This is a genomic window from Mycobacterium sp. OAS707 (genome assembly GCF_014873705.1).
In the GTDB taxonomy this organism is placed as follows: Bacteria; Actinomycetota; Actinomycetes; order Mycobacteriales; family Mycobacteriaceae; genus Mycobacterium.
In genome coordinates this window covers 1,377,181-1,399,980 of sequence record NZ_JADBDS010000002.1, presented here as the reverse complement: position 1 = coordinate 1,399,980, position 22,800 = coordinate 1,377,181, and the positions used below count along the sequence as shown (strand labels likewise).

Below are 22,800 nucleotides of genomic sequence, written 5' to 3'. Positions count from 1 at the left end.
ATCCGCATTTGCGGATCAAACTAGGTCTTACGAACGCATTTGCGGATAAGATGCCGCCGTGGCATTCATTCGTGTGCGTGAGGCAGCCGAACTGTTCGGTGTCAGCGACGACACCGTGCGGCGCTGGATTGACGAAGGCAGTCTGACGGCGACACTCGACGAATCAGGCCGCAAGGTCATCGCCGGTGACGTGCTGGCCAAGTTCGCGAGCGCGAACGCGGCTGCGGCGCCCAAGGATCCACTGACCATCGCCAGCTCTGCGCGCAACCGCTTCGCCGGACTGGTCACCAAGGTCATCGCCGACAAGGTCATGGCGCAGGTCGAAATGCAGTGCGGGCCTTTCACCGTCGTCTCGCTGATGAGCGCGGACGCGGTTCGCGAATTGGGACTCGAGCCGGGCAGCGTCGCCGTCGCCGTCGTCAAGGCCACCACCGTGATCGTCGAAACCACCGGAGGGCAATCTTGAGGCGGCTGGCGACTGCCGCGCTGACACTACTTCTGATCAGCGGCTGCACCTCCACCGAACAGCCTGCGGCCTCGAACACAAAGATCGTCGTGTTCGCCGCGGCCTCCCTGAAGACGACCTTCACTGATCTCGGCGAGCAATTCAAAACCCAAAACCCCGGCAGCTCAGTGGAATTCTCGTTCGCGGGCTCGTCGGATCTGGTCACCCAGCTGACCCAGGGCGCACAGGCCGACGTGTTCGCCTCGGCCGACACCAAGAACATGGACAAGGCAGCGCAGGCGGGTCTGCTGACAGACAACCCGGTCAACTTCGCCTCCAACACCCTCACGATTGCCGTCGCACCCGGCAACCCGAAGAAGATCACCTCGTTCAAAGACCTGACGCGGCAAGGACTCAACGTGGTGGTGTGCGCGCCGCAGGTGCCGTGTGGGTCGGCGACTCAGAAGGTGGAACAGTCCACCGGAGTCAAGCTGAATCCCGTGAGCGAGGAGTCGGCCGTCACCGATGTGCTGAACAAGGTGGAAACCGGGCAAGCCGATGCCGGCCTCGTGTACGTCACCGACGCCAAAGGCGCGGAAGACAAGGTCGCCGAGGTGCCCTTTCCCGAGGCCGCAGGCGCCGTCAATATGTATCCGATCGCGGTGCTGAAACAATCCAAGAGCCAGGAACTGGCACGCAAGTTCGTCGACCTCGTCACGGGTGAGGCGGGCCAAAAGACTCTCACCGCAGCGGGATTCGCCAAGCCCTAGATCATGTCTTTTTCCGTGAGCCATCGCATGATCGGCCAACCGAGGAACACCGGCAGCCAGCAGGTCAGCACGCGGTAGAGCAGCACCGACGGCACCGCGATGGCGGTGGGCACGCTGAACGCGGCAAGACCGCCGATCAACGCCGCCTCTACGGCGCCGACGCCACCGGGAGTGGGCGCCGCCGACGCGAGTGTGCCACCGACCATCGTCACGACTGTCACCGTGACAAACGATGTGGTGCCGCCGAACGCCTCGATGCTGGCCCACAACGTCAGCGCCATGCCGAGAGTGGTTGCAGCACAACCCAACACGATGATCGCGAGGCGCTTGGGCTCGCGCGCCAATTCCGCGAGGTCGACGAGCACCTCCGCCAGGCGCGGCCGCACCGCCGTCGCCAACCATCGTCGCAGCTTTGGCACGAACAGAAAGGTGCCGACGAGCCCGAGCAGCACGCCTGCGATCAGATACAACACCGTGGTGGACGGGACGAAGTGCCTCAGATCGGCCGAGGCTCCCGCAACGGCGCTGAAGAAGATCAGCAGCGCGACGTGGGTGATGACCTGCACGCTCTGTTGCAGTGCGACGGCCGCGGTCGCACGCAGCGCGCCAAGACCGCCTTTCTGCAGAAACCGCGTGGACAACGCCAGGCCTCCCACGCCGGCAGGTGTGGTGGTCGCTGCGAACGTGTTGGCCACCTGCATGATGGTGAGGTTCTTGAAGCTGACAAGCCCGTCGGCGCAGGCCCACAATGCCGCTGCCGCACCGACATACGTCGTTGCCGACACCGCGAGGCCCAGCAACGCCCACCACCAGTTCGCCGTCTTCAGCGCGGAGACGAACGCGGGCACCGTGCTGATGAACGGGTAGGCGACGTACACCAGCGCGACGAGCAAGACCAGCCGGACGACCTGACTGCGGGTAAACCTCGTGATGGTCTCGGACTTGATCTGATCGGCCCCGGTCTGACGCTTCACCTCGTCACGCGCGGCCGACATCACCGCGCCTACATCGCCAACCGACTTGCGGATGCGTCTTGGCATGGCGGACTTGGTCAGTCGTCGCGACGCCCTCAACACCGGGCCCTTGCCGAAGACGTCGACGGCCGCGGTGACCGCGGGTTCAGCGCCGTACAAGTCGGTCGTCGTCACGAGCAACTGGGCGACGTCTGCCTGTAGCTGTTCGTCCGTCGCACCGAATTCGGCGCTGCCGAATCCGCCGAAGCGCGCGGTGCCGCCGTCGATCCTGATCTCCTTACCGCGTAGGTCGCCATGGGAGATCTGGCAGTTGTGCAGGGTGCGAAGCGATTCCCACACCCGCGTGACCGCGTCGTTGTCGTCGCGGCAATCGGTGATCGGGGTACCGGATGGCGGAGTGTGTGCGTACAGCGTCCAACCGCGGTCGAGCGGCGCCATCGCCAGTGTCGACGTGCTCGCGACGCCCAGGTCGCCGATCGCGATCGCCATCAACGCGCGATGCTCGACCGCGCGCCGCATGGAGGGCTGCAGTGGCGCCGTCTCGCGGTTGCGCAACCGCAGCCAACGCCAGAACTGGCGGATGAACCCGCCGCTGCGCTGATTTGGGCCATACATCTCGACGACGGCCACCGCGTCGGGCTCGTCGGACTTGGCGGACAGCAGCAACGGTCCACGGCCGGCGGGGCGCACCACGGTCAGCGTCGACGGCAAGAAGTCGCGCCGGGCCAGCGCGCGCACCGCGCCGTCGAGCGGCACTTCGAGTGCCGGCGTCCCGACCACAAGCACCACCAATGCGCCGACGAACCAACCGACCGCCAGACCGAGCAGCGAGCGGGCCGGCACCACCGCGCTGACCACGAGGTGAATCGGCACAAAGGCGAGCAGCAGCGCCCACCACCACCGCCGCCACCGGGCGGGCAGCCACGGCCCGGAAACCGTCAGCACGGCGGCCAGCATCGCGATCCATCGCGGGTCGTCGAGGAACTGCGAGAGCAGCGTGTCCAACCGGTCAGACAAGTCGAAATGCCATCGCGGCGCGGAGATGCCGTTGCCGGTGATCGACAGTGAAATGAACGCCAGGAACGCCGCGGCGGCATACGCGGCAAGCAGCTTCCACTGCCGAGAGACGATCAACCCGATCAGGATCGCGAACGGCAGTGCCAGGATCGCAAGGCCGTACACCAGATACACCAGATTCGACTGGGTGGGTGTCAGCACGCCGACGATCTCGGAGATGGACTTCTCGAGCGTCACCCATTCGTAGCGGGTGATCAGCGAGCTTGTGACGACGGCAGCCAGGAACACCGTCGCAAGGGCCAGTCGCAGGATGTCGTTCGTACGCCGGGTGAGCGGTTGCAGCAAGTTGCCCGAAACGGTGATGTCCCGCCCGTCGACTCGCATGTCCCAGCATCTTTGCATGTCGGCGGCGCGCCGGTGTTATTGCGACGAACTGCGGGTGTTCACCTAGAGGCGTCCACGGATACGAGTTGCCGCAGCGGACGGCCTGCGGTTTCGCGCATGGTGAGCAGGGTGACGAGCGAGACGATGGCCGCGGCGATGACGTAGTAGGCCGGCGCGACGTCGTTGCCGGTGCGAGCCACCAGCCAGGTGGCGACATACGGCGCCGTCCCGCCGAACACCGCTACGGAGAGGTTGTAGCCGATGGAATAGCCGCTGGAGCGCACCCTGGTGGCGAACAGTTCGGCGCCGGCCGCCAGCGACGCGGAAACGAACACCGACTCGATCGCCGACAGGCAGGCGTGAGCGGTGATCGCCGCGGCCAAGTTGCCGGTATTCAGCAGCAGGAAAAGGGGATAGGCAAATACTGCGAATCCGACCGCCCCCGTGATGAGCAGAGGTTTGCGCCCGATCCGGTCTGACAGCGCGCCAAGGGGCGGGATCAGAACGATCGCGACGAGGCTGGCCACGGCGATGGAGACGAAGGCGTCCACCTTGGTGAAGCCAAGGGTCTTTGTGAAGTAGCTCGGCAGGAAAGTGAACACGACGTAGAAACCGACGTTGTGAATCACTACGAGTCCGGCGATCTGGAGGATCGGCCGCCACGACGAGGAGATCGCTTCTTTGAGCGGCGAGGCGGACACCTCTCCGCCCTCACGGAGCGCCTCGAAATCCGGTGTGTCCTCGAGTCGCAGCCGGATGTAGAGGCCTACCGCACCCAGTACGCCGGCGATCAGGAACGGAATCCGCCAGCCGTAGTGGTCCATCGCGGCGTCGGAAAGCACCGCTTCGAGGCCGGTGACGGTGAGCGATCCCAATAGGAATCCGACGATTACAGACCAAACCAGGAACGACACCACGAACCCGCGATGCTTGTCGGGTGCGTACTCGGCCAGGAAACATGCGCCGCTGCCGTACTCGCCGCCCGCCGAAAAGCCTTGGACGCAGCGCAGCAGCAGCAACAGCAGTGGTGCCGCCACGCCGATGACGGCGTAGCTGGGAACGAGACCGATGACGAATGTCGAGCCCGACATCAGCAAGATGACAAGGGCCAGGACCCGTTGGCGGCCGATCCGGTCAGCGAGCGGCCCGAAGAAGAATCCGCCGAGCGGTCGCATGAAGAACGCGGCCGCGAAGATCGCGAAAGTGTTGAGCAGTGCCGTGGTCTCGTTGCCGGGCGGGAAGAACTTCTGTGCGATGTAGGTCGCTAGGAAGCCATAGACCGCGAAGTCGTACCACTCCACCAGGTTGCCGATCGACGCGCCGCGAACCGCTCTACGCACGGCTTCGGGGCCCGGGTCGGCGCGGCCGGTCTCGTTTGTGCGGACGTCAGGCGACATGCCCTTGCATTCCCGTTCGGGCCGGGTAACTAACTCAAGTTGGCGATTACCGAACGGGAACCGAGATCTGCGTGAGTTCTGATCGCCCGCGCAGCAGCTCCGAGCCCTGAAGCTTCCAGCACCTCTGCTCGGCCTGATCGGCGCGCTCGATCGCGGCGCTCGAACACAACACCCGGCTCTCGAAGTCCTTGGCCCGGTCGGCCAGCCGTGCGGCCTCGTTGACCGCGTCGCCGACAACCGTGTATTCATAGCGGTTTTCCGCTCCGATGTTGCCCGCGAAGACCGGCCCGGCGGATACCCCGATTCCGAAGTCGACGAGAAGCAGCCGCAATTCGTCGGCCAAAGCGCGTGCCGTGGCCAAGGCTGCGGTCGCCGGATCGTCGATGTGCAGCGGTGCGCCGAACACCGCCAGCGCGGCATCGCCCTGGAACTTGTTGATCAAGCCCTCGCGCTTGTCCACCTGCGCGACCACGATGCGGAAGAAATCATTGAGCACGGCGGCCACTTGATGCGGTTCGCGCTTCGTCGCCAGTTGCGTTGAGCCGACCAGATCGATGAACAGGATCGCGACCTCGCGCTCGTCTTCCGATACCGACTCGTGTTCCTCGATCGCGCGACGGACGACTTCTTCACCGACGTGCCGGCCGAACAGATCCCGCAGCCGGTCGCGTTCCTGCAGACCCGCCACCATGCGGTTGAACCCGCTCTGTAGTTGGCCGAGTTCGGATCGTTCATACACCTCGATTTTGTCGCCGAGATGGCCGCGTTCGACCTCCGCCATTGCGTCGACGACATCGCGGATCGGATCCGAAATCGACGACGCGACCAGAATCATCGCGCGCATGCCCAGCACCACGGCGACCAATGCGAGCACCAACACCGGCACCTCAATTGGCGCGTCGCGCTGAATGATCCAGCCGTTGGCCCGCAACATCACCAGCACGACTATCCCGGCGCCCGGGAGCGCCGAACACATCGTCCACATCAATATCAAACGGGCACGAACGCCAGGCGCTCGCTCCGCATGCTCCAAATCCCATGTGGCGGCAACCATCAACGCGCGCAGAGCACGCTGGGTGAACAGGAACCCGGTGCATACGGTCGCGGTGGAACCGAACATGATCGCTGAAACAATCAGGATCAGCACACGTAGGCCCGCGTCGACGTTCAGGGGAATCATCACCGCGGCTGCGAGGACCCACGGCGTCAACAGAATTGCGGACTGCCGCCTGGTGATGTTGGGCGTCTTTGGCGGATTCGCAGCGCGGCCGAGTGCACGAGCTACCAATGCCACGCCGCTCAGCCCGACCGAGAGAGTTCCGACGACGATGATCGCGGCGGTCGCGATCAGATTCGTGACGTTCAGGACGGATTGCGCCTCGAGGACCGTTTCACGGCTGACCGATATGACGATCGCGACGACCTCAGCAGCCGACAGCAGGTAGGCGAACGCAAGGCCTGCCGCATATCGAACGACCAGGCTACGTGGCCTCATCGGCCCATAGTGTCAGTCGCTGGCAGGCAGCGGCTTGGCTTCCTTCAGATTCAGCGCGGTGGTACCGATGCTCAGCGTGCCCGCACCGGCCTTGGTGACAAGCACCTCGGCGCCGTTCTCGTCGACGTAGCGCTTGCCCATCACGTTGCCGTCGGCAAAGTCGGGGTCCAACTTGGCGTCGGCTGACTTTTCGGCGTCGAGCGGCACCATCGGCACGCCGCCGGCTCGCAGATCGTCCAGGCTGTCGGCGCTGCGCACAACGATCACCTGGGTGTCGCAGACCTGGCTTTGCAGCCGGGTGCCGTTCTTGATCATGTTCGACTCCTTTGGAATTCGTCGACCAGTTCGCGGCGCAGCACCTTGCCGGTCGCGTTCGTCGGCAGTTCGTCGCGGAACACCACCCGATCGGGTGTGCGAGATCCACGTAGTTGCGCGCGCACATGCTCGCGCAGTTCGTCAGGGTCAGGTGCGGCGCCCGAAGCGGGAACCACCACGGCGACGATGATCTGGCCCCATTCGGGATCCTCGGGACCGACGACCACACAGTCGCGCACCGAGGGATGCTCGACGAGGACGTCCTCGATCTCGGCGGGCGCGATGTTCTCGCCGCCGCGGATGATCGTGTCGTCGGATCGACCGCCGATGAACAGGTAGCCGCCTTCGTCAAGCATGGCAACGTCTTTGGTGGGGAACCAGCCGTCCGCATCGAGCACCGAACCGATGTCCGTGTAGCGGCCCGAAACCTGCTCGCCACGCACGAACAGCTCTCCGGTTTCACCCGGCCCGAGGACGCTGCCGTCCTCGCCGCGGATCTGCACCTCGATACTGGGCACCGGTTGGCCAACCGATCCCAGGCGACGAGCGACCGCTTCGTCGGCTGCGGCCAGCGCCTCCCGATGATCGTCGGGGGTGAGCACCGCGATGGTCGAACTGGTCTCGGTGAGGCCGTAGGCGTTGACAAAGCCGACGTGGGGCAGCAGACCAAGTGCCTTGCGTACCAAGGGAAGTGCCACCTTCGAACCGCCATAGGCCAGGTTGCGCAGGGTCGGAAGGGCGACCGGTTCGGTCTCGAGCACCGAAACGATGCGGTCCAGCATGGTCGGCACGACGGTGGCCGATGTGACACCCTCGTCGCGCACCAGGCGTACCCACTCGTTGGCGTCGAACTGCTGTAGATAGACCATCTTTCGGCCCGCGTAGAGATTCGACAGCGCTGCGCTGACTCCTGCGATGTGATACGGCGGCACGCAGATCAGGGCGGCATCGCAAGGTTCGGCGGAATCGAATTCGACGGTACCGGTGATGTAACTGGTCAGGTTGTTATGCGTCAGCTCAACGGCTTTGGGCTTCGATGTGGTGCCTGAGGTGAACAACACCACGCCGACGTCGTCAGGGTCGGCGAATTCGGCGGCGGGGTCTGCGGTTCGGGCCGCGTCGATGAACTCGTCGGAGCTGAGGACCTGCTTGCCCGCGCCCGCGACGACATCGCGGTATTCGTCGTCGGCGATCACCAGCGGCGTCGGCAACCGGTCGATCAACTGGCGCAGGCCGTCCTCGCTGAGTCGGTAGTTCAGCGGCGTGAAGGCGACCCCTGCGCGTGCCGAGGAGAACAACAGCAGCGGCAGCATCGCCCCACCGGTACCGACATACGCCGCGTGCTGGGCGCCGGACGCCGCGATGACCCCGGCGCCGCCGTCGGCGAGGTCGCTCAGTTCACTTGTGGTCAGCCGGATCTCGCCGGAAACCACCGCGGTGCGGTCCGGATTCGACGACGCTGCCATTTCCAGCAGCAACGAAATACTCATGGCTTGTCGACGAAGATATCAAGGATGGGATCGTCGCCGCCGCCGTAGCTGGAAAGGTCGGTGACACCGGCTTCGGCCAGCACCGCAGAGTCGATGAAGCATTTGCCGTTCACATCGGCAGGAGCACGCGACAGGATCTCGACCGCGGCGTCGCCCATGATGTCCGGGCTGCGCGATGAGGACATCAGCTTGCCCTCGGCGAGGTTGGCCACCGCCGACGTCGCGATATACGTCTCCGGCCACAGGCAGGAGAACCCGATGCCGGTATCGGCATACTCGGCGGCCCAGCCCAGCGACAGCAGCGTCATCCCGTACTTCGACAGCGTGTAGGACGGGTGCGCGCCCAGCCAGTAGGGATTCATGTTCAGCGGTGGGGCCAGCGTCACGACATGCGCGTTCACCGACCTACGCAGGTGCGGCAGCGCCGCTTTCGTCAGCAGGAACGTGCCCCGGACATTGATGTCCATCATCAGGTCGAACTTCTTGGCGGACAGCTGTTCCGTCGGCTCGGTGGCGATCGCGCTGGCGTTGTTGATCACGATGTCGACGCCGCCGAAGTGCTCGACCGCGGTGTCAACGGCGCGCTGCACGTCCTCCTCCTTGCGGACATCGCCCACCACCGCGACGCCCTTGCCGCCTGCGGCCTCGACGTCGGCGACGGCGGTGTGCACGGTGCCCGGCAGCTTGGGGTGCGGTTCGGCGGTCTTGGCCAGCAGCACGACGTTGGCGCCCTGCTTGGCGGCACCGATTGCGATCGCCAGCCCGATGCCGCGACTGCCGCCCGAGACGACGAGCGTGCGGTCAGTGAAGGTGGACATGGGCCTCCTCGGGTGCCTCACCGGGATGCTACCCGATTGGAATTGGCATTCTCATTCTAAGCAAGTCTCATAATCGCTGTGTACCGGCCCTTCGCCGGTGCGAACCCCTCTTCCGCGCCCCGCGCCCAGTGCATGTTTCCACAGAGCGGTATTGGCATTCTCATTTTTTGCAAGTACGTTATCCATTGATGAACGACCCAGTACAGACCCCCTCCGGGATCCCGCTGGAGCCGGTGTACGGACCGGCCGACCGCGCGGGCGATCCGCCTGCGCCGGGTACCTATCCGTTCACCCGGGGCAACTTCGCCAGCGGGTATCGCGGTAAGACGTGGACGTTTCGGCAGTATTCGGGCTTCGGGACCGCCGAGGAATCCAACCGCCGCTATCGCTATCTGTTGGATCAGGGCGGCACCGGGTTGTCGGTGGCGCTGGATCTGCCGACGCAGTGCGGGTATGACTCCGACGATCCCGAGTACGGGGAGGAGGTCGGCCGCGTCGGTGTCGCGGTGGACACGCTGGCCGACGCCGAGATCTTGTTCGACGGCATCCCGTTGGACGCGATCAGCACCAGTTTCACGATCAACGGCACGGCGGCGATCCTGTTGGCCTTTTATGTTGCGGCCGCGGAGAAGAAGGGTGTGCCGCGGGCCAAGCTCACCGGCACCATCCAGAACGACATCCTCAAGGAGTACGCCTCGCGCGGCACCTGGATCTGGCCGCCGGAGCCCTCGCTGCGGTTGATCGCCGACACGATCGAGTTCTGTGCGGCCGAGGTCCCCAAGTTCAACGCGATCTCGGTGGCCGGTGCGCACTTTCGCGACGCGGGCGCCAATGCGGTGCAGGAGATGGCCTTCACGCTCGCCGACGGCGTCACCTATTGCGACACGGTGGTGGAGCGCGGCCGGATGAGCATCGACCAGTTCGCGCCGCAGATTTCGTTCTTCTTCTACACCCATGGGGATTTCTTCGAGGAGATCGCCAAGTATCGGGCGGGCCGCCGGCGCTGGGCCACGATCGTGCGTGAGCGCTACGGTGCCACCACGGACAAGGCGTCGATGTTCCGGTTCGGCTGTGTGGCCGGCGGGGCGTCGTTGTATGCGCCGCAGGCCCAGAACAACCTCGTGCGGGTGGCGTATGAGGCGATGGCCGCGGTGCTGGGCGGGGTGCAGTCGATGTTCACCGCCGCATGGGATGAGCCGTTCGCGCTGCCCAGCGAGGAGTCGGCGACGCTGGCGCTGCGCACGCAGCAGATCCTGGCCTTCGAGACCGGGGTGACGAAGGTGGCCGACCCGCTGGGCGGGTCGTACTTCGTCGAGGCGCTCACCGATGCCACCGAAGCGAAGATCGTCGAGATCATGGCTGATCTCGAGAACCATGGCGGCATGGTGCGCGCCATCGAGGACGGCTATCTGCAGGGTCTGATCGCCGACGAGGCGTTCAAGATCCACCAGGAGATCGAGTCCGGCGAGCGCCCGGTCGTGGGCGTCAACAAGTTCGTCGCCGACGAACCGCCACCGGAGATCGCGACCTATGAACTGGATGCCGAGGGCCGCGATCTTCAACTCAAGCGGCTGTCCAAGGTCAAGGCGGAGCGCGATCCGGCGGCGGTGGCCGATGCGCTGGCCGCGCTGTCGCGTTCGGCGGAAGGCGATGACAATTTGATGCACAAGCTGATCGACTGCGCCAATGTCTATTGCACTGTCGGTGAGATGGTCTCGGCTCTCAAGGCCGTGTGGGGCGAGTTCCAGCAACCGGTGGTGTTCTAGATGGCCGTTCGTGTTCTTGTCGCAAAACCGGGCCTCGACGGTCACGACCGAGGCGCGAAGATCGTCGCGCGCACGTTGCGGGACGCCGGTTTCGAGGTCATCTACACCGGCATCCGTCAGCGCATCGAGGACATCGTGTCGATCGCGCTGCAGGAAGACGTTGCACTGGTTGGCCTTTCGATCCTGTCCGGAGCGCACGTCGCGCTGACGACGCGCACGGTGGAAGCCTTACGGGCCGCAGACGCAGGTGACATCGCCGTTGTCGTCGGCGGCACCATCCCGCAGGGCGACGTCCCGAAACTCTTGGATGCGGGCGCGGCAGCGGTCTTTCCCACCGGCACAGCGCTGGACGTTCTCGTCGCTGAGGTGCGCAAGCTGACATCGGAGAAGGTGGACTGACATGCGCCTTGGCGTGATGATCGGGGCCGAGCGCGGTGACATGGCGCGCAAGGTCAAGAAGCTGCTCGAGGACATCGAGTGGGCTGAACAGGCGGGGCTGGACACTGCGTGGATGCCGCAGGTGCCCAACGACTTCGACTGCCTCACCATGGTGTCGCTGATGGGCGCACGCACATCGCGCATCGAACTCGGCACCGCGGTCGTGCCGCTGCAGGCTCAGCATCCAATCGCGTTGGCGCGCCAGGCGCTGTCGGTTCATGCAGGCACCGGCGGACGGCTGGCGCTGGGCGTGGGCCCGTCACACCACTGGATCGTGCGCGACATGCTCGGCATCCCGTATGAGAAGCCAGCGGCCTACACCCGCGATTATCTCGAGGTGCTCAACAAGGCGCTCGCGGGTCCAGGTGACGTCGACGTGGAGAACGACTCGTTCACCGTGCACAATCCGACTGTGCTTGGCGCTGATTCACCGATGCCTGTGCTGATTGCGGCGCTCGGGCCGGTGATGCTGCAGATTGCAGGCGAACTCGCCGACGGGACGGTGTTGTGGATGGCCGACGAGCGGGCGATCGGCGACCACATCGCCCCGCGGATCACCAAGGCCGCCGATAACGCGGGCCGTCCGGCGCCACGGATCGTCGCGGGCATTCCGGTGTGCCTGTGTGCCAATTCTGAGATCGACGCGGCGAAGGAGCGGGCTAATCGGATTTTGGCCGAGGCGGAAACGTCGCCGAACTATCAGAAGTTGCTCGATCGCGGCGATGCCCGCGACGTCGGCGACCTGACCGCCGCCGGCGATGAAGAGGCGATTCTGGCGCGGTTCCGGCAATTCGCCGACGCTGGTGTCACCGACCTTTCGGTGCGGTTGTTGCCGATCGGTGAGAACCGTGACGAGCTGATCGCCTCGAAATACCGTACACGCGAAGTCATTTCGCAGTTGGCCGCCGCAGTGCGATGAATCAAGGCCCCCTCGCCGGCATCCGCATCCTCGAGGTCGGTGTCATGCTGGCCGGCCCGTACGCAACGATGTTGCTCGCCGATCTGGGCGCAGAGGTCATCAAGATCGAACCGCCCGGCGGCGAGATCTCGCGGCAAGTCAGCGACAGCTACTTCGCCAGCCTGAACCGCAACAAGCAGAGCGTGTGCCTCGACCTGCGTTCGGAGGAGGGGCGCAGGCGCTTGGGTGAGCTCGTCGCGAATTCGCATGCGCTGCTGGTGAATATGAAGCCGTCGGCGATCAAGCGGCTGGGGCTCACGTACGAAGCGTTGCGAGAGTTCAACGAAAAGATCGTCTGCGTTGCGATGACCGGTTTCGGGTTGGACGGCGGCGATGACCCGGCGTTCGACTACGTCATCCAGGCGGCCACAGGTGTCGCCGCCATGACAGGTGATCCCGCTGGGCCTCCGACGTTGCCCGGCTACTCGTCGGCCGACAACTCGACCGGGCTCGCCGCGGCGCTCGGGTTGCTCGCTCAGATCGTCTCGGGGCGCGGCGGCCAGGTGGACGTGTGTCTGCGCGACGTGATGTTGTCGCAGCTGAACTACCGGGCGTCGGCCTACCTCAACGACGGCGCGGCGCCGCAGCGCTACCCATACGGAGCACACTCGTATTATGTTCCAGCGCAACTCTTTTCGACAGCCGACGGATATCTGGCGCTGTTCATCACGCACGACGCGTTCTGGAAGGCGTTCGCCGACGAGGCGAAAATCGATGGATTCCCGACGATGGCGGAGCGCGCTGCCAAGCGTGATCAGGTCCTGAAGGTCGTCACCGCGGCGCTGGCCACCGACACCGCGCTCGGCTGGGAATCGAGGCTGCGTCCACTCGGCATTCCGGCGGCGGCGGTCCGCACGCTTCCCGAAGCGTTGGAGGCAACACCCGAGGCGCTGGTCACGGCGGGGGATTTCAGGTTGGTGGGCAGCCCGATTCGCATCGCGGGCTACGAGCCGCAGTTCCGGCCGCCACCGTCGCTCGACGAGCATGGCGACGTCGAGTCTTAGTCTTCGTAGTGCACAGTGACCGACGGCGTATCCGGAATCGCCTGGCAGGTCAGCACATAGCCGTCCTCGACCTCGTCCGGCTCCAGCGCGTCGTTGACCTTCATGGTCGCGTGGCCTTCGGACAGCCGCGCCATGCAGGTACCGCAATTGCCCGCCTCGCATGAGAACGGCGGCGAAACTCCGGCACGCCGCGCGCTTTCCAGCAGTGTTTCGCCGGGCACCCGAGGCACCTCGGCCTTCTTGCGGTCAATGTGAATCGTGATGATGCCGCCGGTGTCGCCGACCTGCTCAGTGGTTGCGGGCTCGTGAGCCTGCGGCGTCGCGTCGAAGTCCTCGATGAAGATCTGTCCCGGGCCTGGCAGCGCTGATGTCACGACGGACATGAAACCCTCTGGGCCACAGACATAGCATTCAGCAGCGGTGTCGGCGCCGACGAAGCCGACGATCGCGGCGGGATCGATCAGCCCGCTCTCGGCATCGATATGCCGAACCACCGACAGTCGGTCCGGGTAGCGCGTGACCAGGTCGTCGAGCACCGCGTCGAAGATCACCGACGCCCGGTCCTTGTCGGCGCACAGCAGTCGCACGGGGCGATCGGTAGTCGCCAACGCGCTTTTGACGAGCGAGAGGATGGGTGTCACGCCGCTTCCGCCGCTGAACCCCAGCAGCGGTCCGGTCGATTCAGTCAGACAGAAGGTGCCCGCGGCCCGCGTGAGCGTGACCTCGTCACCCTCGACGAGGTTGTCGAGCATCCAGTTCGACACCTTGCCGCCAGGCACCCGCTTGACCGTCGTCGCCATCTCGGAGTCGGTCTCCGGGGCGCTCGACATCGAATAGGACCGGTACAGGTCCTCGCCGTCGACGCACACCTTGAACGTGCAGAACTGTCCGGCCTTGTAGGGGAACGGCGACTCGTCGGGGGCCAGCACGTAGGTCCTGGCGTCGGCCGTCTCCTTGATGATCCGAGACACCGTCGCACGGTGGAACAGGTGCGGCTTCGGCATGGTCCCCCTGTCGCCTGGCATTGTCATTCTGATAATAAGAGAATACCATTCTCCTCGACAACGGAAACCTTCTCAACGGGCGGAAAGGAGCGGGCGCGACGTGAGTGAGCGGACGGCGCTCGCCTTCGACCAGCGGGAATACACCCTCCCGCAGCTCGACGCACTCGCCAACGGGATGGCCACAGTGCTGGAACACCGCGGCGTGCGGTCGGGCAGTCGGGTCGCACTGATGTCGTCGAACCGCCCAGAGTTCGTGATCGCACTATGGGCCATCTGGCGGCTCGGTGCGGCAGCGGTACTGCTGAGTCCGGCCTGGAAGCGAACCGAGGTCTCCAACGCCGTGACGCTGACTGGGCCGTCACATGCGGTCGGCGATCATCCGGTGCTCGCCGAAGTGATGCCGATGCTCTCGCTGGACGAGACGATCACACCTGGGCAACGAACCTTCGAGGAACCTGCTCCCGATAGCGACGCGCTGTTCGTGTTCAGCTCCGGCACGACCGGCATGCCCAAGGCGGTGCGGCACACCCACGGTTCGTTCGCCGTCGCGGTGCGGCACTGGCGTGATGCGCTGCAGCTGACGTCGGCCGATCGCATGCAGGTGATGACGCCGCCGTCGCACATCTTGGGTCTGCTGAACATCGCGATGGCGCTCGACACCGGAACATGGATCCGACTGCACCGCCGGTTCGACATCGACCTGATGTTGCACCATATCGAGACAGATCGGATCACTGTCGAGATGGCCGTCGCGCCAATCGCTTTGGCATTGGCCGCGCATCCGCAGCTGGAGAACTATGACCTGTCGTCACTGCGCTACATCATGTGGTGCGCAACGCCCGTCACGCAGAGCGTCGCCGAGGCCGTCACCGCCAGGACGCGCGTGAGCTGGGTAACTGCGTACGGGACCAGCGAATTGCCGGTCATTGCGTGTAACGACCTCGACGGGGCGCGGCTCGACACCGTGGGTCGGCCGGTGCCGGGGGTCAGCGTGCGCATCGTGTCACTGGACGACGGCGAGGTGCTGTCGCCGGGCGCGATCGGGGAGATCCAGGTGCGCTCGGATTCGGTGATGGCGGGCTACCTGCCGAGTGAGGCGACGGCGCAGGCATTTTCGGGGGACTGGTATCGGACCGGCGATGTCGGCTATCTGGATGTCGGCGGCTGGCTGCGGATCACCGATCGAGCCAAGGAGATGATCAAGGTGCGGGGGTTTCAGGTGGCTCCGGCGGAGATCGAGGCCGTGCTGCACGGACATCCAGCCGTCGAAGACTGTGCGGTGTTCGGGGTGCCCGACGCGGCGAACGGTGAGGCCATCGTTGCTGCCGTGAAGACATGTCGCCCGGTCGAGGCGGACGTGCTGGTGGCCTTGGTGGCAGACCGGCTAGCGTCCTACAAGCGGCCGAACCGCGTGGTGTTCGTACCCGAAATACCGCGCCTGCCATCGGGGAAGGTATTGCGTCGAGTGCTAAAGGAGCGTCTGTGGACGTCCGTCTGACCAGTGAACAGCAACAGCTGCGGGAGGCCGCAGCCAAGCTGGCCGATGACCTCGGGCCGGGTTCGGTTGCTGACCTCGACGACGCGAGTCGGATCGCCCGGCTGGAGAAGGCCGTCGAGGCAACGGGCTTTCGGACGTTGCGGTCTGACGGCGCATCAGGCGTCGAGGTCGCTATCGTGGCTGAGGAATTCGCGCGTGGCCTCGTCGATGTGCCTTTCCTGGGGCCGGTGCTTGCCGACGAATTGACCCGCCTGGGTCTGGAGCCGTCGGTCCCGGACCGCGCGCCGGCATCGGTGGATTTGACGGGAAGCCTTGGGGGAGTGGTCGAATCACGGGCTGAGCTGAGCGAGCTTTCCGAAGATGACGCCGCCCGCTGGCGCACGCTGGCGCTCGCGGTGACGTGTGCCGACCTGGTCGGTGCAGCGCGTGGCGCGCAGGCGCTCGCAGTCGACTATGCGAAGGTGCGCGAGCAATACGGCGCGACCATCGGGTCCTATCAGGCGGTCGGACATCTGCTGGCGGAAAGCTTGGCGCTGATCGAAGGGTCGATCAGCGTGCTGCGCCACGCGGCGTGGGCTGTCGACGAACTGCCCGCCGCGGAGGCGATCGAGGCGGCGAAGGTAGCCAAGATCTACTGTGCGCGTGCGGCACTCACGGTCTGCGAGACATCGATCCAGGTGCACGGCGGTATCGGCAACACTTGGGAATGCCTGGCCCATGTCTACCTGCGCCGGGTGCTGACGGCCACCGAGACATGGCCAGTGACACCGGAGGATTTGACCATTGGACTTTCGTGATTCACCGGACGAGGCCGCGTTCAGGGAACGGTTACGCGGTTGGCTGACGGAGCAGAAGGGCAAGTTCCCGACGTCGGGCGACGACTATTGGGCCGCTCAGGGTGACTGGCACAAGGCGCTCTACCAGGCCGGTTTCTTCGGCACGTCGTGGCCCAAAGAATATGGTGGCCAGGACCTTCCGCCGGTGTACGACGTCATCGTCGACGAGGAGATCGCGAAGGCCGGCGCCCCCGCCCGGCCGAGCCTGGGATATCTAGTCGTCGCGTTCGGCCACCACGGCAGCAAGGAAATACAGCAGCGTTTCCTGCCCGGCATGATCAATGGCACCGAGCGATGGTGCCAGGGCTTCTCCGAGCCGGGTGCGGGGTCCGACCTGGCGTCGCTGACCACCACTGCGACACGCGAGGGCGATGAGTACGTCATCCACGGGCACAAGATCTGGACGAGCTATTCGGATGTCGCAGACTGGTGTCTGTTGTTGGCGCGCACGGACAAGGATGTGCCCAAGCACCGGGGCATCTCGGCCTTCATCGTCAATATGCATCAGCCGGGTGTCACCCAGCGACCGTTGAAGATGATCAGCGGGGTCACCAAGGAATTCGGTCAGGTCGAATTCGACGGTGCTCGGGTGTCTGCCGAGAACATGGTGGGCGCACCGGGTGAGGGCTGGAAGTTGGCGATGACGGTTGTCAGCCATGAGCGGGAGCCGTCGACGCTCGGCTTCTCGGCACGGTACGGAAAACTGGTGCGGCAGTTGGCAACCCGAGTGGACGGCCCTGCGCCCGAAGAGTTGTCGTGGGCGTGGGTGCAGACCGAGATGCTGCGATTGCATGTGCGCAGGCGGTTGTCCGAGCAACTTGACGGCATCACCCATGGTCCGCAGGGATCGCTGGACAAGCTGCTGATGACGTGGGTCGAGCAGTCCGTCGGCCATGCCGCGCTGAAGACCGTCGGCACCAGCGACCCCGAGTTGTTCGCCGCCTACATGTACAGCCGCGCGCAGAGCGTGATGGGCGGCACGAGCCAGATTCAGAAGAACATCATCGCATCGCGCATTCTGGGATTAGGGGTCTGAAATGTATGGCATGCCAGCGGAAATCGATGTCAAGGCCGACGGCGGTCTGCGCATCATCACGCTCAATCGCCCGGATGAGCTCAATGCGGTCAATGACGCGCTGCACGTGGGGCTGGCCCGGATCTGGGAGGAGCTCAACGAGGATGTCGGCGCGCGGGCGGCCGTGATCACCGGCGCTGGCCGGGCCTTTTCGGCAGGTGGTGATTTCAACTACCTCGACGAGTTGCGCAACGACGAGGCGCTGCGCCAGAAGACCATCAAGCACGGCCGCGACCTTGTCATCGGCATGGTGCGCTGCCGCATTCCGGTGGTCGCCGCGGTCAACGGTCCGGCTGTCGGGTTGGGCTGCAGCCTGGCGGCGCTCTCGGACATCGTCTACATGGCGGAGACGGCGTTCTTCGCCGACCCACATGTGTCGATCGGATTGGTCGCCGCCGACGGCGGGCCGCTGGTATGGCCGTCGCAGATCAGCTTGTTGCAGGCCAAGGAGTTCGCGTTCACCGGTGTGCGGATCAAGGCGGCGCGAGCGCTCGAGTTGGGAATGGCCAACCATGTGGTCGCCGACCCGTTGGCCGAGGCGATCGCATGCGCGAAGAAGATCATGGAGTTGCCGCAACAAGCGCTGGAGAGCACCAAGCGGCTGATGAACATGCAACTCGAGAAGTCGGTGATGGCGTCGTTGGACTACGCGAACTTGTCCGAATACGTGTCCTTCGGGACCGCCGATTTCAACAAGATCGTCGACGGACTCATCGCCAAGGAGAAGTAAGCCGACTACCGCACACCCCAACTACCGCACACCCCAACTACCGCGAGCGACCGTGTCTGTGCACGACATGCCGCGGTTTGGTGGCATTCTGCGGTCGCTCGCTACCCGCGGCCCAAGATCTTCTGCGCCTCAGGGGAATCCGCTTCGGTCATCTGTATGGTATTCGGATCTGGGTGGACATACAGCTCGAGCTGCATGTTGTCGGGATCGCGGAACACGACTGTAGGTCCATACCCAATGTCGATGATTCCCGAGTTCGGTACAGCCAGTGCGTCCAAATGCTCTACCCACTGTTGCAATTCGTCTCGATCCGAGACTTGGAATGCGAGATGATCGAGGCCCACGCGCCGTTCATCGAACGCGCCACCCTCCGCGGTCGCGGTATGAGTCATCACGTTGACGTTGATACCCGAGGGATGTAGCAGCGATCGGATCTCGAATACATCCGTGGAGACCCGGTGCACCAGCGTGAAGCCCAGCACGTCGATCCACCAGACGGCAGCCCGGTCGCAGTCTGAAACCGTCAACTCGACATGCGAGAACCCCATGATTCGTGGCATAGCACTTCCTCCCCACGCGGCCTTGCACCACTACGCCACAGACTGCGCCGAACGAACGGGTTTGGCTGAGGAATCGTGAAGTCAGCTGCGGAACACGCCCTTCGGCTGACTGCTGGGCCAGCTCTCCCGCGTCGATGAAGAGGACTCCAACCGTGGACGCGCCGTTTTGTCACGTTCGACGGCGCCGAACGTGCGCGGTCTGTACGCATTTCGCGGCGTGTCGGCGTGCAGACACGCACGCTCGCTCAAGTGTTTTGGGCGGCGATTCTGGCGCGCTCTCTCATCGAGGCGATCACTCCACCGTCGTTGAGGATATCGGTGCCGGTGAGGTATCCGGCTCGATCACTTGCACAGAAGGCCAGCAGTTCCGCCATCTCCTCCGGCTTGCCCCACCGCGGCACCGCGGCGTCCGCGACCATCGCACCGGCGCCTGCCTGCTCCTCGAGCCTGCCCATTTCGGTGTCGATCGACCCTGGGGAGACCGACACGACGCGCAGGCCCCGACCGTTGAACCTTTCGGCCTGCGACGTGCTGTACCACCTGACAAAGCTTTTGCTCACGGCGTAGGCGATGCCAGATCGCGCCTCCTCGGGTACGAGGTTGCAGGCCGAGATCATGTGGTCCATGAAGGCCGCTTCGTCCTGCAAGGCAAGCGGAAATCGCTCTGCCGGAATCATTTCCTCGGGAAGCATGTGGGCCGCCATTGACGCCACGTTGACGATCGCCGATCCCTCGCCGGCGGACGCGAAGAAGGCCTCGTTGACATTCACCGTGCCAATCGCGTTGGTCCTCATGACGAACTCGGCGTCGCCCATGCTGGGGCTGACCCCAGCAGTGTGGATGACCGAGGCGATCTTTCCGAGATCGGCCGCGGTCGCGAGCAGACGGTTGACCGCCTGCCGGTCGGTGACGTCGCAGTTGACGACTATTGGCGCAATTCCAAGGTCCTTGAGCGTGGCGGTCGCATCATCAAGCCGGTTCTGCCGGACGTCGCAGAGGACGACTGTGTGGGTTTGGCCGACGACCTTGGCCGTGGCCACCCCCATTCCGCCTGCGCCACCGGTGATTACGGAGACCTGATTCATTCGCGGGCCCTTTCCCAAACAGTGCTAGGGGACGAGTTCTTCTGAGCGCTGGATCGTACCGGTGATGCCAGTTGCATCCTGATGCGCCAAGAGCACTGCGGCGTTGGCCATCGCCTCGGGTGGCTCGACCATCTCGTCAGGAATCTGCATGCCGCCGCCACCGGCGGCCCAGCCCTCGGTGAGGACCACCCGCGAGGGGCTGAGGCAGTTCACCGCGATGTTGTCGGCCTTGAGATCCGCGGCCAGGCCGAGGTACAACCGCTCGGCGCCGGCCTTCGACACCCAATACGCGTTCGAGCCGTGCTCGACCATACCGACGCCGGTCGTCGTGATCGCGATCAGCGACCCGCCGCCGCGCACCTTCACGTGCGGGATCACGGCCTTCGTCACCAAGAAGACACCGGTCAGGTTGACGTTCAGACACAGCTGCCAACGCTTCAGCGGAGTCGACTCGATCGGGCCGAGCCACAGCACCCCCGCATTCGCGATCAGGATGTCGATCCCACCGAACTCCGAAACCGTTTGTGCGACAGCTGCTTCGACCGAATCCTCGCTCGTGACATCGCACGAGACAGCGATGGCGCGGCCACCGGCCGACGTGATTCGGTCGGCGACCGTGTGGATCGTGCCCGGTACCTTGCCCTCGTGTTCGGAGCGCGCAGCAACCGCGACGGCCGCACCTTCGCGGGCCAACGCCTGGGCGATCGTCGCCCCGATGCCTCGGCTGGCGCCGGCGACGAACGCGACTTTCCCCGCCAGGGTCATTTCGGGGGGAACCGCAGCGCCCCGTCGAGACGAATGATTTCCCCATTGAGATAGTCGTTTTCGATGATGCTCTGCGCCAGTTGCGCATACTCAGTCGAGCGACCCATGCGCTTGGGGAACGGAATCTGCGGCGCCCAGTACTGCTCCAGCTGATCGGCAGCCTTGCCGTATGCCGGGGTGTTGATGGTGCCGGGCGCAATGGTGACGACGCGGATCCCGAGTGGCGAAAGGTCGCGCGCCGCAACGAGTGTCATGCCCAGCACGCCACCCTTGGCGGCGGAGTAGGGCAGCTGGCCGATTTGCCCCTCATAGCCCGCGATCGATGCGGTGTTGACGATCACGCCACGCCCGCCCTCTTCCAGCGGCTCGGACTTCGCGATCTCGGCTGCCGCCAACCGCATCACGTTGAACACCGCGGTCAGATAAAACGTGATGGTCTTCTCGAAGGCCTCCATGCTCAGCGGAGAACCGTCCTTGCCGACCAGCCGCCCGCCGCCGGCCGGGCCGCCATGGGTGTCGACCGAGATTCGCAGGGGAGCCAGCGACGTCGCTTCCGCGATGGCCGCGTTGACCGACTCTTCGGACGTGGCGTCCGTGCGGACGTAGCGCACGCCGAGCTCGTTTTCGAGTTCCTTGCCTTTGTCATCGGCGAGGTCGGCAACGACGACCTTGGCTCCCGCGTCGTGCAGGCGGCGAACGGTTGCCTCACCCAGGCCACCGGCTCCGCCGACAACGATCGCCGAGCTACCTGCGATTTGCATGTGGTTCCCCTTCTTGCAACTGGCACTCTCGAACTGAGAGAATAGCATTCTCATACGAAACGGAGACACCCATGCCTGACGCAGTCATCGTGTCCGCGCTGCGCACACCCATCGGCACCGCCGTGAAGGGCACACTGCGTGACACCGACGCGTATCAGCTGGCAGAGCACGTTGTCGGCGCCGCGGTATCCGATCTCGACAGCTCGCAAATCGACGACGTGATTCTCGGCGAGGGCCTCTACGGCGGCGGTGTCGTCGCCCGCCACGCGGCGATCACCGCCGGGCTGCCGTCGGTGCCGGGCCTTGCGGTGAACCGGCACTGCGCCGCGGGCCAGGCCGCCGTGCAGAGCGCAGCGGCGAGCATCCGCGCCGGTATGGATCAGCTGATCCTGGCGGGCGGGGTGAACTCGGCGTCGACGTCACCGCGGTTCACGCGTCGGGTCGGTGACGAAGTAGTCGACTGGTTCCCGCCGACCCATCCGAACCGGCCGGACGCGCCGAACATGGACATGTCGATCACCGTTGGATGGAACGCCGCCGTCAAGGCCGGGGTGTCTCGGGAGGAGATGGACGAGTGGGCGCTCGGCTCGCACCGCAAGGCGATTCAGGCCATTGACGAGGGACGGTTCAAGCACGAGATCGTTCCCATCGAGACGCCGCACGGCCTGTTCGAGGTCGACGAGCATCCGCGGCGCGACACCACTCTGGAGAAGCTGGCCGCGCTAAAGCCGCTTCACCCCGAGATCGAAGGGTTTTCGATTACCGCGGGCAACGCCTGCGGCGGCAACGACGCCGCCGCAATACTTGGCATCGCCAGCGATCGCCTGGGGCTGCACGCGTTGGCGACCATCCGGTCGTGGGCGTCGGTAGGCGTGGACCCTGCGTCGACGGGCCTTGCGCCTGTCGAAGCGATCCCGAAAGCGCTTGGCAGGGCTCGACTTTCACTCGCCGATGTCGATCTGTTCGAGATCAACGAGGCGTTCGCCTCGATGTGCGTGGCCACGATCAAGATGCTCGACCTCGACCCCGAGAAGGTCAACCCCAACGGCAGTGGCTGCTCGCTCGGCCACCCCGTCGCGGCGACGGGAGCCCGGATGCTTGTGACGCTGGTGCATGAACTGCGCAGGCGCGGCGGCGGTATCGGTGTCGCGGCGATGTGTGCGGGCGGCGGAATGGGTTCCGCCACCGTGATCGAGGTTCCGGCTCCCTAGACTG

General features: G+C 65.0%; 22 protein-coding genes. 11 read left to right on the top strand and 11 right to left on the bottom strand.

Annotated elements, in window-relative coordinates; genetic code table 11:
* The first annotated feature begins 58 nt into the window (after positions 1-58).
* The gene (locus GGC64_RS17605) at positions 59-466 is read left to right on the top strand and encodes a TOBE domain-containing protein (RefSeq protein ID WP_192723754.1); all 408 of its coding nucleotides are present in this window, start codon (positions 59-61) and stop codon (positions 464-466) included.
* Positions 463-1,215, top strand: a complete 753-nt coding sequence (gene modA / locus GGC64_RS17600; protein WP_192723753.1) for a molybdate ABC transporter substrate-binding protein — start codon at positions 463-465, stop codon at positions 1,213-1,215. The genes GGC64_RS17605 and modA overlap by 4 nt, the downstream gene beginning before the upstream one ends.
* On the opposite strand, the gene GGC64_RS17595 is transcribed toward modA, so the two are convergent.
* The 6 genes from GGC64_RS17595 to GGC64_RS17570 are packed head-to-tail and all read right to left on the bottom strand — an operon-like array spanning position 1,212 to position 9,105.
* Positions 1,212-3,590: a lysylphosphatidylglycerol synthase transmembrane domain-containing protein gene (locus tag GGC64_RS17595; RefSeq protein ID WP_192723752.1), complete on the bottom strand. Its 2,379-nt coding sequence runs from the start codon at positions 3,588-3,590 to the stop codon at positions 1,212-1,214. The genes modA and GGC64_RS17595 overlap by 4 nt on opposite strands.
* A 59-nt stretch (positions 3,591-3,649) precedes the next feature.
* Positions 3,650-4,987: an MFS transporter gene (locus GGC64_RS17590; protein WP_192723751.1), complete on the bottom strand. Its 1,338-nt coding sequence runs from the start codon at positions 4,985-4,987 to the stop codon at positions 3,650-3,652.
* Positions 4,988-5,033: 46 nt separating this feature from the next.
* A complete protein-coding gene (locus GGC64_RS17585; protein WP_192723750.1) occupies positions 5,034-6,482 on the bottom strand; it encodes an adenylate/guanylate cyclase domain-containing protein in 1,449 nt (482 codons plus the stop codon).
* Between the two features lie 12 nt (positions 6,483-6,494).
* On the bottom strand, positions 6,495-6,797 hold the full coding sequence (locus tag GGC64_RS17580; protein WP_192723749.1) for a hypothetical protein: 303 nt from the start codon (positions 6,795-6,797) through the stop codon (positions 6,495-6,497).
* A complete protein-coding gene (locus tag GGC64_RS17575; RefSeq protein WP_192723748.1) occupies positions 6,794-8,287 on the bottom strand; it encodes a class I adenylate-forming enzyme family protein in 1,494 nt (497 codons plus the stop codon). The genes GGC64_RS17580 and GGC64_RS17575 overlap by 4 nt, the downstream gene beginning before the upstream one ends.
* Positions 8,284-9,105: an NAD(P)-dependent oxidoreductase gene (locus GGC64_RS17570; protein WP_192723747.1), complete on the bottom strand. Its 822-nt coding sequence runs from the start codon at positions 9,103-9,105 to the stop codon at positions 8,284-8,286. Before GGC64_RS17570 ends, GGC64_RS17575 begins: the two co-directional genes overlap by 4 nt.
* 188 nt (positions 9,106-9,293) lie before the next feature.
* Here GGC64_RS17570 and GGC64_RS17565 point away from each other — a divergent pair, with 188 nt between their 5' ends.
* Genes GGC64_RS17565 through GGC64_RS17550 form a run of 4 tightly spaced genes read left to right on the top strand, consistent with a single transcriptional unit; the run spans position 9,294 to position 13,271 of the window.
* Entirely contained in the window at positions 9,294-10,871 is a 1,578-nt protein-coding gene (locus GGC64_RS17565; protein WP_192723746.1) for a methylmalonyl-CoA mutase family protein, read from the top strand.
* Positions 10,872-11,270, top strand: a complete 399-nt coding sequence (locus tag GGC64_RS17560) for a cobalamin B12-binding domain-containing protein (protein WP_192723745.1) — start codon at positions 10,872-10,874, stop codon at positions 11,268-11,270.
* Position 11,271: 1 nt separating this feature from the next.
* The gene (locus tag GGC64_RS17555; protein ID WP_192723744.1) at positions 11,272-12,228 is read left to right on the top strand and encodes an LLM class F420-dependent oxidoreductase; all 957 of its coding nucleotides are present in this window, start codon (positions 11,272-11,274) and stop codon (positions 12,226-12,228) included.
* On the top strand, positions 12,225-13,271 hold the full coding sequence (locus GGC64_RS17550) for a CaiB/BaiF CoA-transferase family protein (protein WP_192723743.1): 1,047 nt from the start codon (positions 12,225-12,227) through the stop codon (positions 13,269-13,271). Before GGC64_RS17555 ends, GGC64_RS17550 begins: the two co-directional genes overlap by 4 nt.
* Here GGC64_RS17550 and GGC64_RS17545 read toward each other — a convergent pair.
* Entirely contained in the window at positions 13,268-14,275 is a 1,008-nt protein-coding gene (locus tag GGC64_RS17545) for a ferredoxin--NADP reductase (RefSeq protein ID WP_192723934.1), read from the bottom strand. The genes GGC64_RS17550 and GGC64_RS17545 overlap by 4 nt on opposite strands.
* Positions 14,276-14,375: 100 nt before the next feature.
* Between GGC64_RS17545 and GGC64_RS17540 the strand changes: the two genes are divergently transcribed.
* The 4 genes from GGC64_RS17540 to GGC64_RS17525 are packed head-to-tail and all read left to right on the top strand — an operon-like array spanning position 14,376 to position 18,414.
* Positions 14,376-15,773: a class I adenylate-forming enzyme family protein gene (locus tag GGC64_RS17540; protein WP_192723742.1), complete on the top strand. Its 1,398-nt coding sequence runs from the start codon at positions 14,376-14,378 to the stop codon at positions 15,771-15,773.
* Positions 15,758-16,570, top strand: a complete 813-nt coding sequence (locus GGC64_RS17535; protein WP_192723741.1) for an acyl-CoA dehydrogenase family protein — start codon at positions 15,758-15,760, stop codon at positions 16,568-16,570. Before GGC64_RS17540 ends, GGC64_RS17535 begins: the two co-directional genes overlap by 16 nt.
* Positions 16,557-17,645 (top strand): acyl-CoA dehydrogenase family protein, encoded by a 1,089-nt coding sequence (locus GGC64_RS17530; RefSeq protein WP_192723740.1) that lies wholly within the window; start codon positions 16,557-16,559, stop codon positions 17,643-17,645. Before GGC64_RS17535 ends, GGC64_RS17530 begins: the two co-directional genes overlap by 14 nt.
* Position 17,646: 1 nt before the next feature.
* Positions 17,647-18,414, top strand: coding sequence for an enoyl-CoA hydratase/isomerase family protein (locus GGC64_RS17525; protein WP_192723739.1), 768 nt, complete (start codon positions 17,647-17,649; stop codon positions 18,412-18,414).
* A 101-nt stretch (positions 18,415-18,515) separates the two neighbouring features.
* Here the strand turns inward: GGC64_RS17525 and GGC64_RS17520 are convergent, their stop codons facing one another.
* From GGC64_RS17520 to GGC64_RS17505, 4 genes are all read right to left on the bottom strand, one after another.
* On the bottom strand, positions 18,516-18,974 hold the full coding sequence (locus GGC64_RS17520) for a VOC family protein (protein WP_192723738.1): 459 nt from the start codon (positions 18,972-18,974) through the stop codon (positions 18,516-18,518).
* 245 nt (positions 18,975-19,219) lie between these two features.
* Complete coding sequence (locus GGC64_RS17515; RefSeq protein WP_192723737.1) at positions 19,220-20,059, bottom strand: SDR family oxidoreductase; 840 nt, start codon at positions 20,057-20,059, stop codon at positions 19,220-19,222.
* 24 nt (positions 20,060-20,083) lie between these two features.
* Positions 20,084-20,824 (bottom strand): SDR family NAD(P)-dependent oxidoreductase, encoded by a 741-nt coding sequence (locus GGC64_RS17510; RefSeq protein WP_192723736.1) that lies wholly within the window; start codon positions 20,822-20,824, stop codon positions 20,084-20,086.
* Positions 20,821-21,585 carry an SDR family NAD(P)-dependent oxidoreductase gene (locus GGC64_RS17505; protein ID WP_192723735.1) on the bottom strand — a complete coding sequence of 255 codons (765 nt, stop codon included), beginning with the start codon at positions 21,583-21,585 and terminating at the stop codon, positions 20,821-20,823. The genes GGC64_RS17510 and GGC64_RS17505 overlap by 4 nt, the downstream gene beginning before the upstream one ends.
* Before the next feature lie 71 nt (positions 21,586-21,656).
* On the opposite strand from GGC64_RS17505, the gene GGC64_RS17500 reads away from it, so the two are divergent.
* On the top strand, positions 21,657-22,796 hold the full coding sequence (locus tag GGC64_RS17500; protein ID WP_192723734.1) for a thiolase family protein: 1,140 nt from the start codon (positions 21,657-21,659) through the stop codon (positions 22,794-22,796).
* Positions 22,797-22,800: the final 4 nt, after the last annotated feature.

Bases quoted from the DNA above. Each gene is read 5' to 3' on its own strand.
- GGC64_RS17550 (WP_192723743.1), top strand. From the start codon at position 12,225: ATGAATCAAGGCCCCCTCGCCGGCATCCGCATCCTCGAGGTCGGTGTC.
- GGC64_RS17585 (WP_192723750.1), bottom strand. From the start codon at position 6,482: ATGAGGCCACGTAGCCTGGTCGTTCGATATGCGGCAGGCCTTGCGTTC.
- GGC64_RS17500 (WP_192723734.1), top strand. From the start codon at position 21,657: ATGCCTGACGCAGTCATCGTGTCCGCGCTGCGCACACCCATCGGCACC.
- GGC64_RS17570 (WP_192723747.1), bottom strand. From the start codon at position 9,105: ATGTCCACCTTCACTGACCGCACGCTCGTCGTCTCGGGCGGCAGTCGC.
- GGC64_RS17560 (WP_192723745.1), top strand. From the start codon at position 10,872: ATGGCCGTTCGTGTTCTTGTCGCAAAACCGGGCCTCGACGGTCACGAC.
- GGC64_RS17580 (WP_192723749.1), bottom strand. From the start codon at position 6,797: ATGATCAAGAACGGCACCCGGCTGCAAAGCCAGGTCTGCGACACCCAG.
- GGC64_RS17595 (WP_192723752.1), bottom strand. From the start codon at position 3,590: ATGCGAGTCGACGGGCGGGACATCACCGTTTCGGGCAACTTGCTGCAA.
- GGC64_RS17525 (WP_192723739.1), top strand. From the start codon at position 17,647: ATGTATGGCATGCCAGCGGAAATCGATGTCAAGGCCGACGGCGGTCTG.
- GGC64_RS17510 (WP_192723736.1), bottom strand. From the start codon at position 20,824: ATGACCCTGGCGGGGAAAGTCGCGTTCGTCGCCGGCGCCAGCCGAGGC.
- GGC64_RS17565 (WP_192723746.1), top strand. From the start codon at position 9,294: ATGAACGACCCAGTACAGACCCCCTCCGGGATCCCGCTGGAGCCGGTG.
- GGC64_RS17520 (WP_192723738.1), bottom strand. From the start codon at position 18,974: ATGCCACGAATCATGGGGTTCTCGCATGTCGAGTTGACGGTTTCAGAC.
- GGC64_RS17590 (WP_192723751.1), bottom strand. From the start codon at position 4,987: ATGTCGCCTGACGTCCGCACAAACGAGACCGGCCGCGCCGACCCGGGC.
- GGC64_RS17515 (WP_192723737.1), bottom strand. From the start codon at position 20,059: ATGAATCAGGTCTCCGTAATCACCGGTGGCGCAGGCGGAATGGGGGTG.
- GGC64_RS17555 (WP_192723744.1), top strand. From the start codon at position 11,272: ATGCGCCTTGGCGTGATGATCGGGGCCGAGCGCGGTGACATGGCGCGC.
- GGC64_RS17575 (WP_192723748.1), bottom strand. From the start codon at position 8,287: ATGAGTATTTCGTTGCTGCTGGAAATGGCAGCGTCGTCGAATCCGGAC.
- GGC64_RS17505 (WP_192723735.1), bottom strand. From the start codon at position 21,585: ATGCAAATCGCAGGTAGCTCGGCGATCGTTGTCGGCGGAGCCGGTGGC.
- GGC64_RS17545 (WP_192723934.1), bottom strand. From the start codon at position 14,275: ATGCCGAAGCCGCACCTGTTCCACCGTGCGACGGTGTCTCGGATCATC.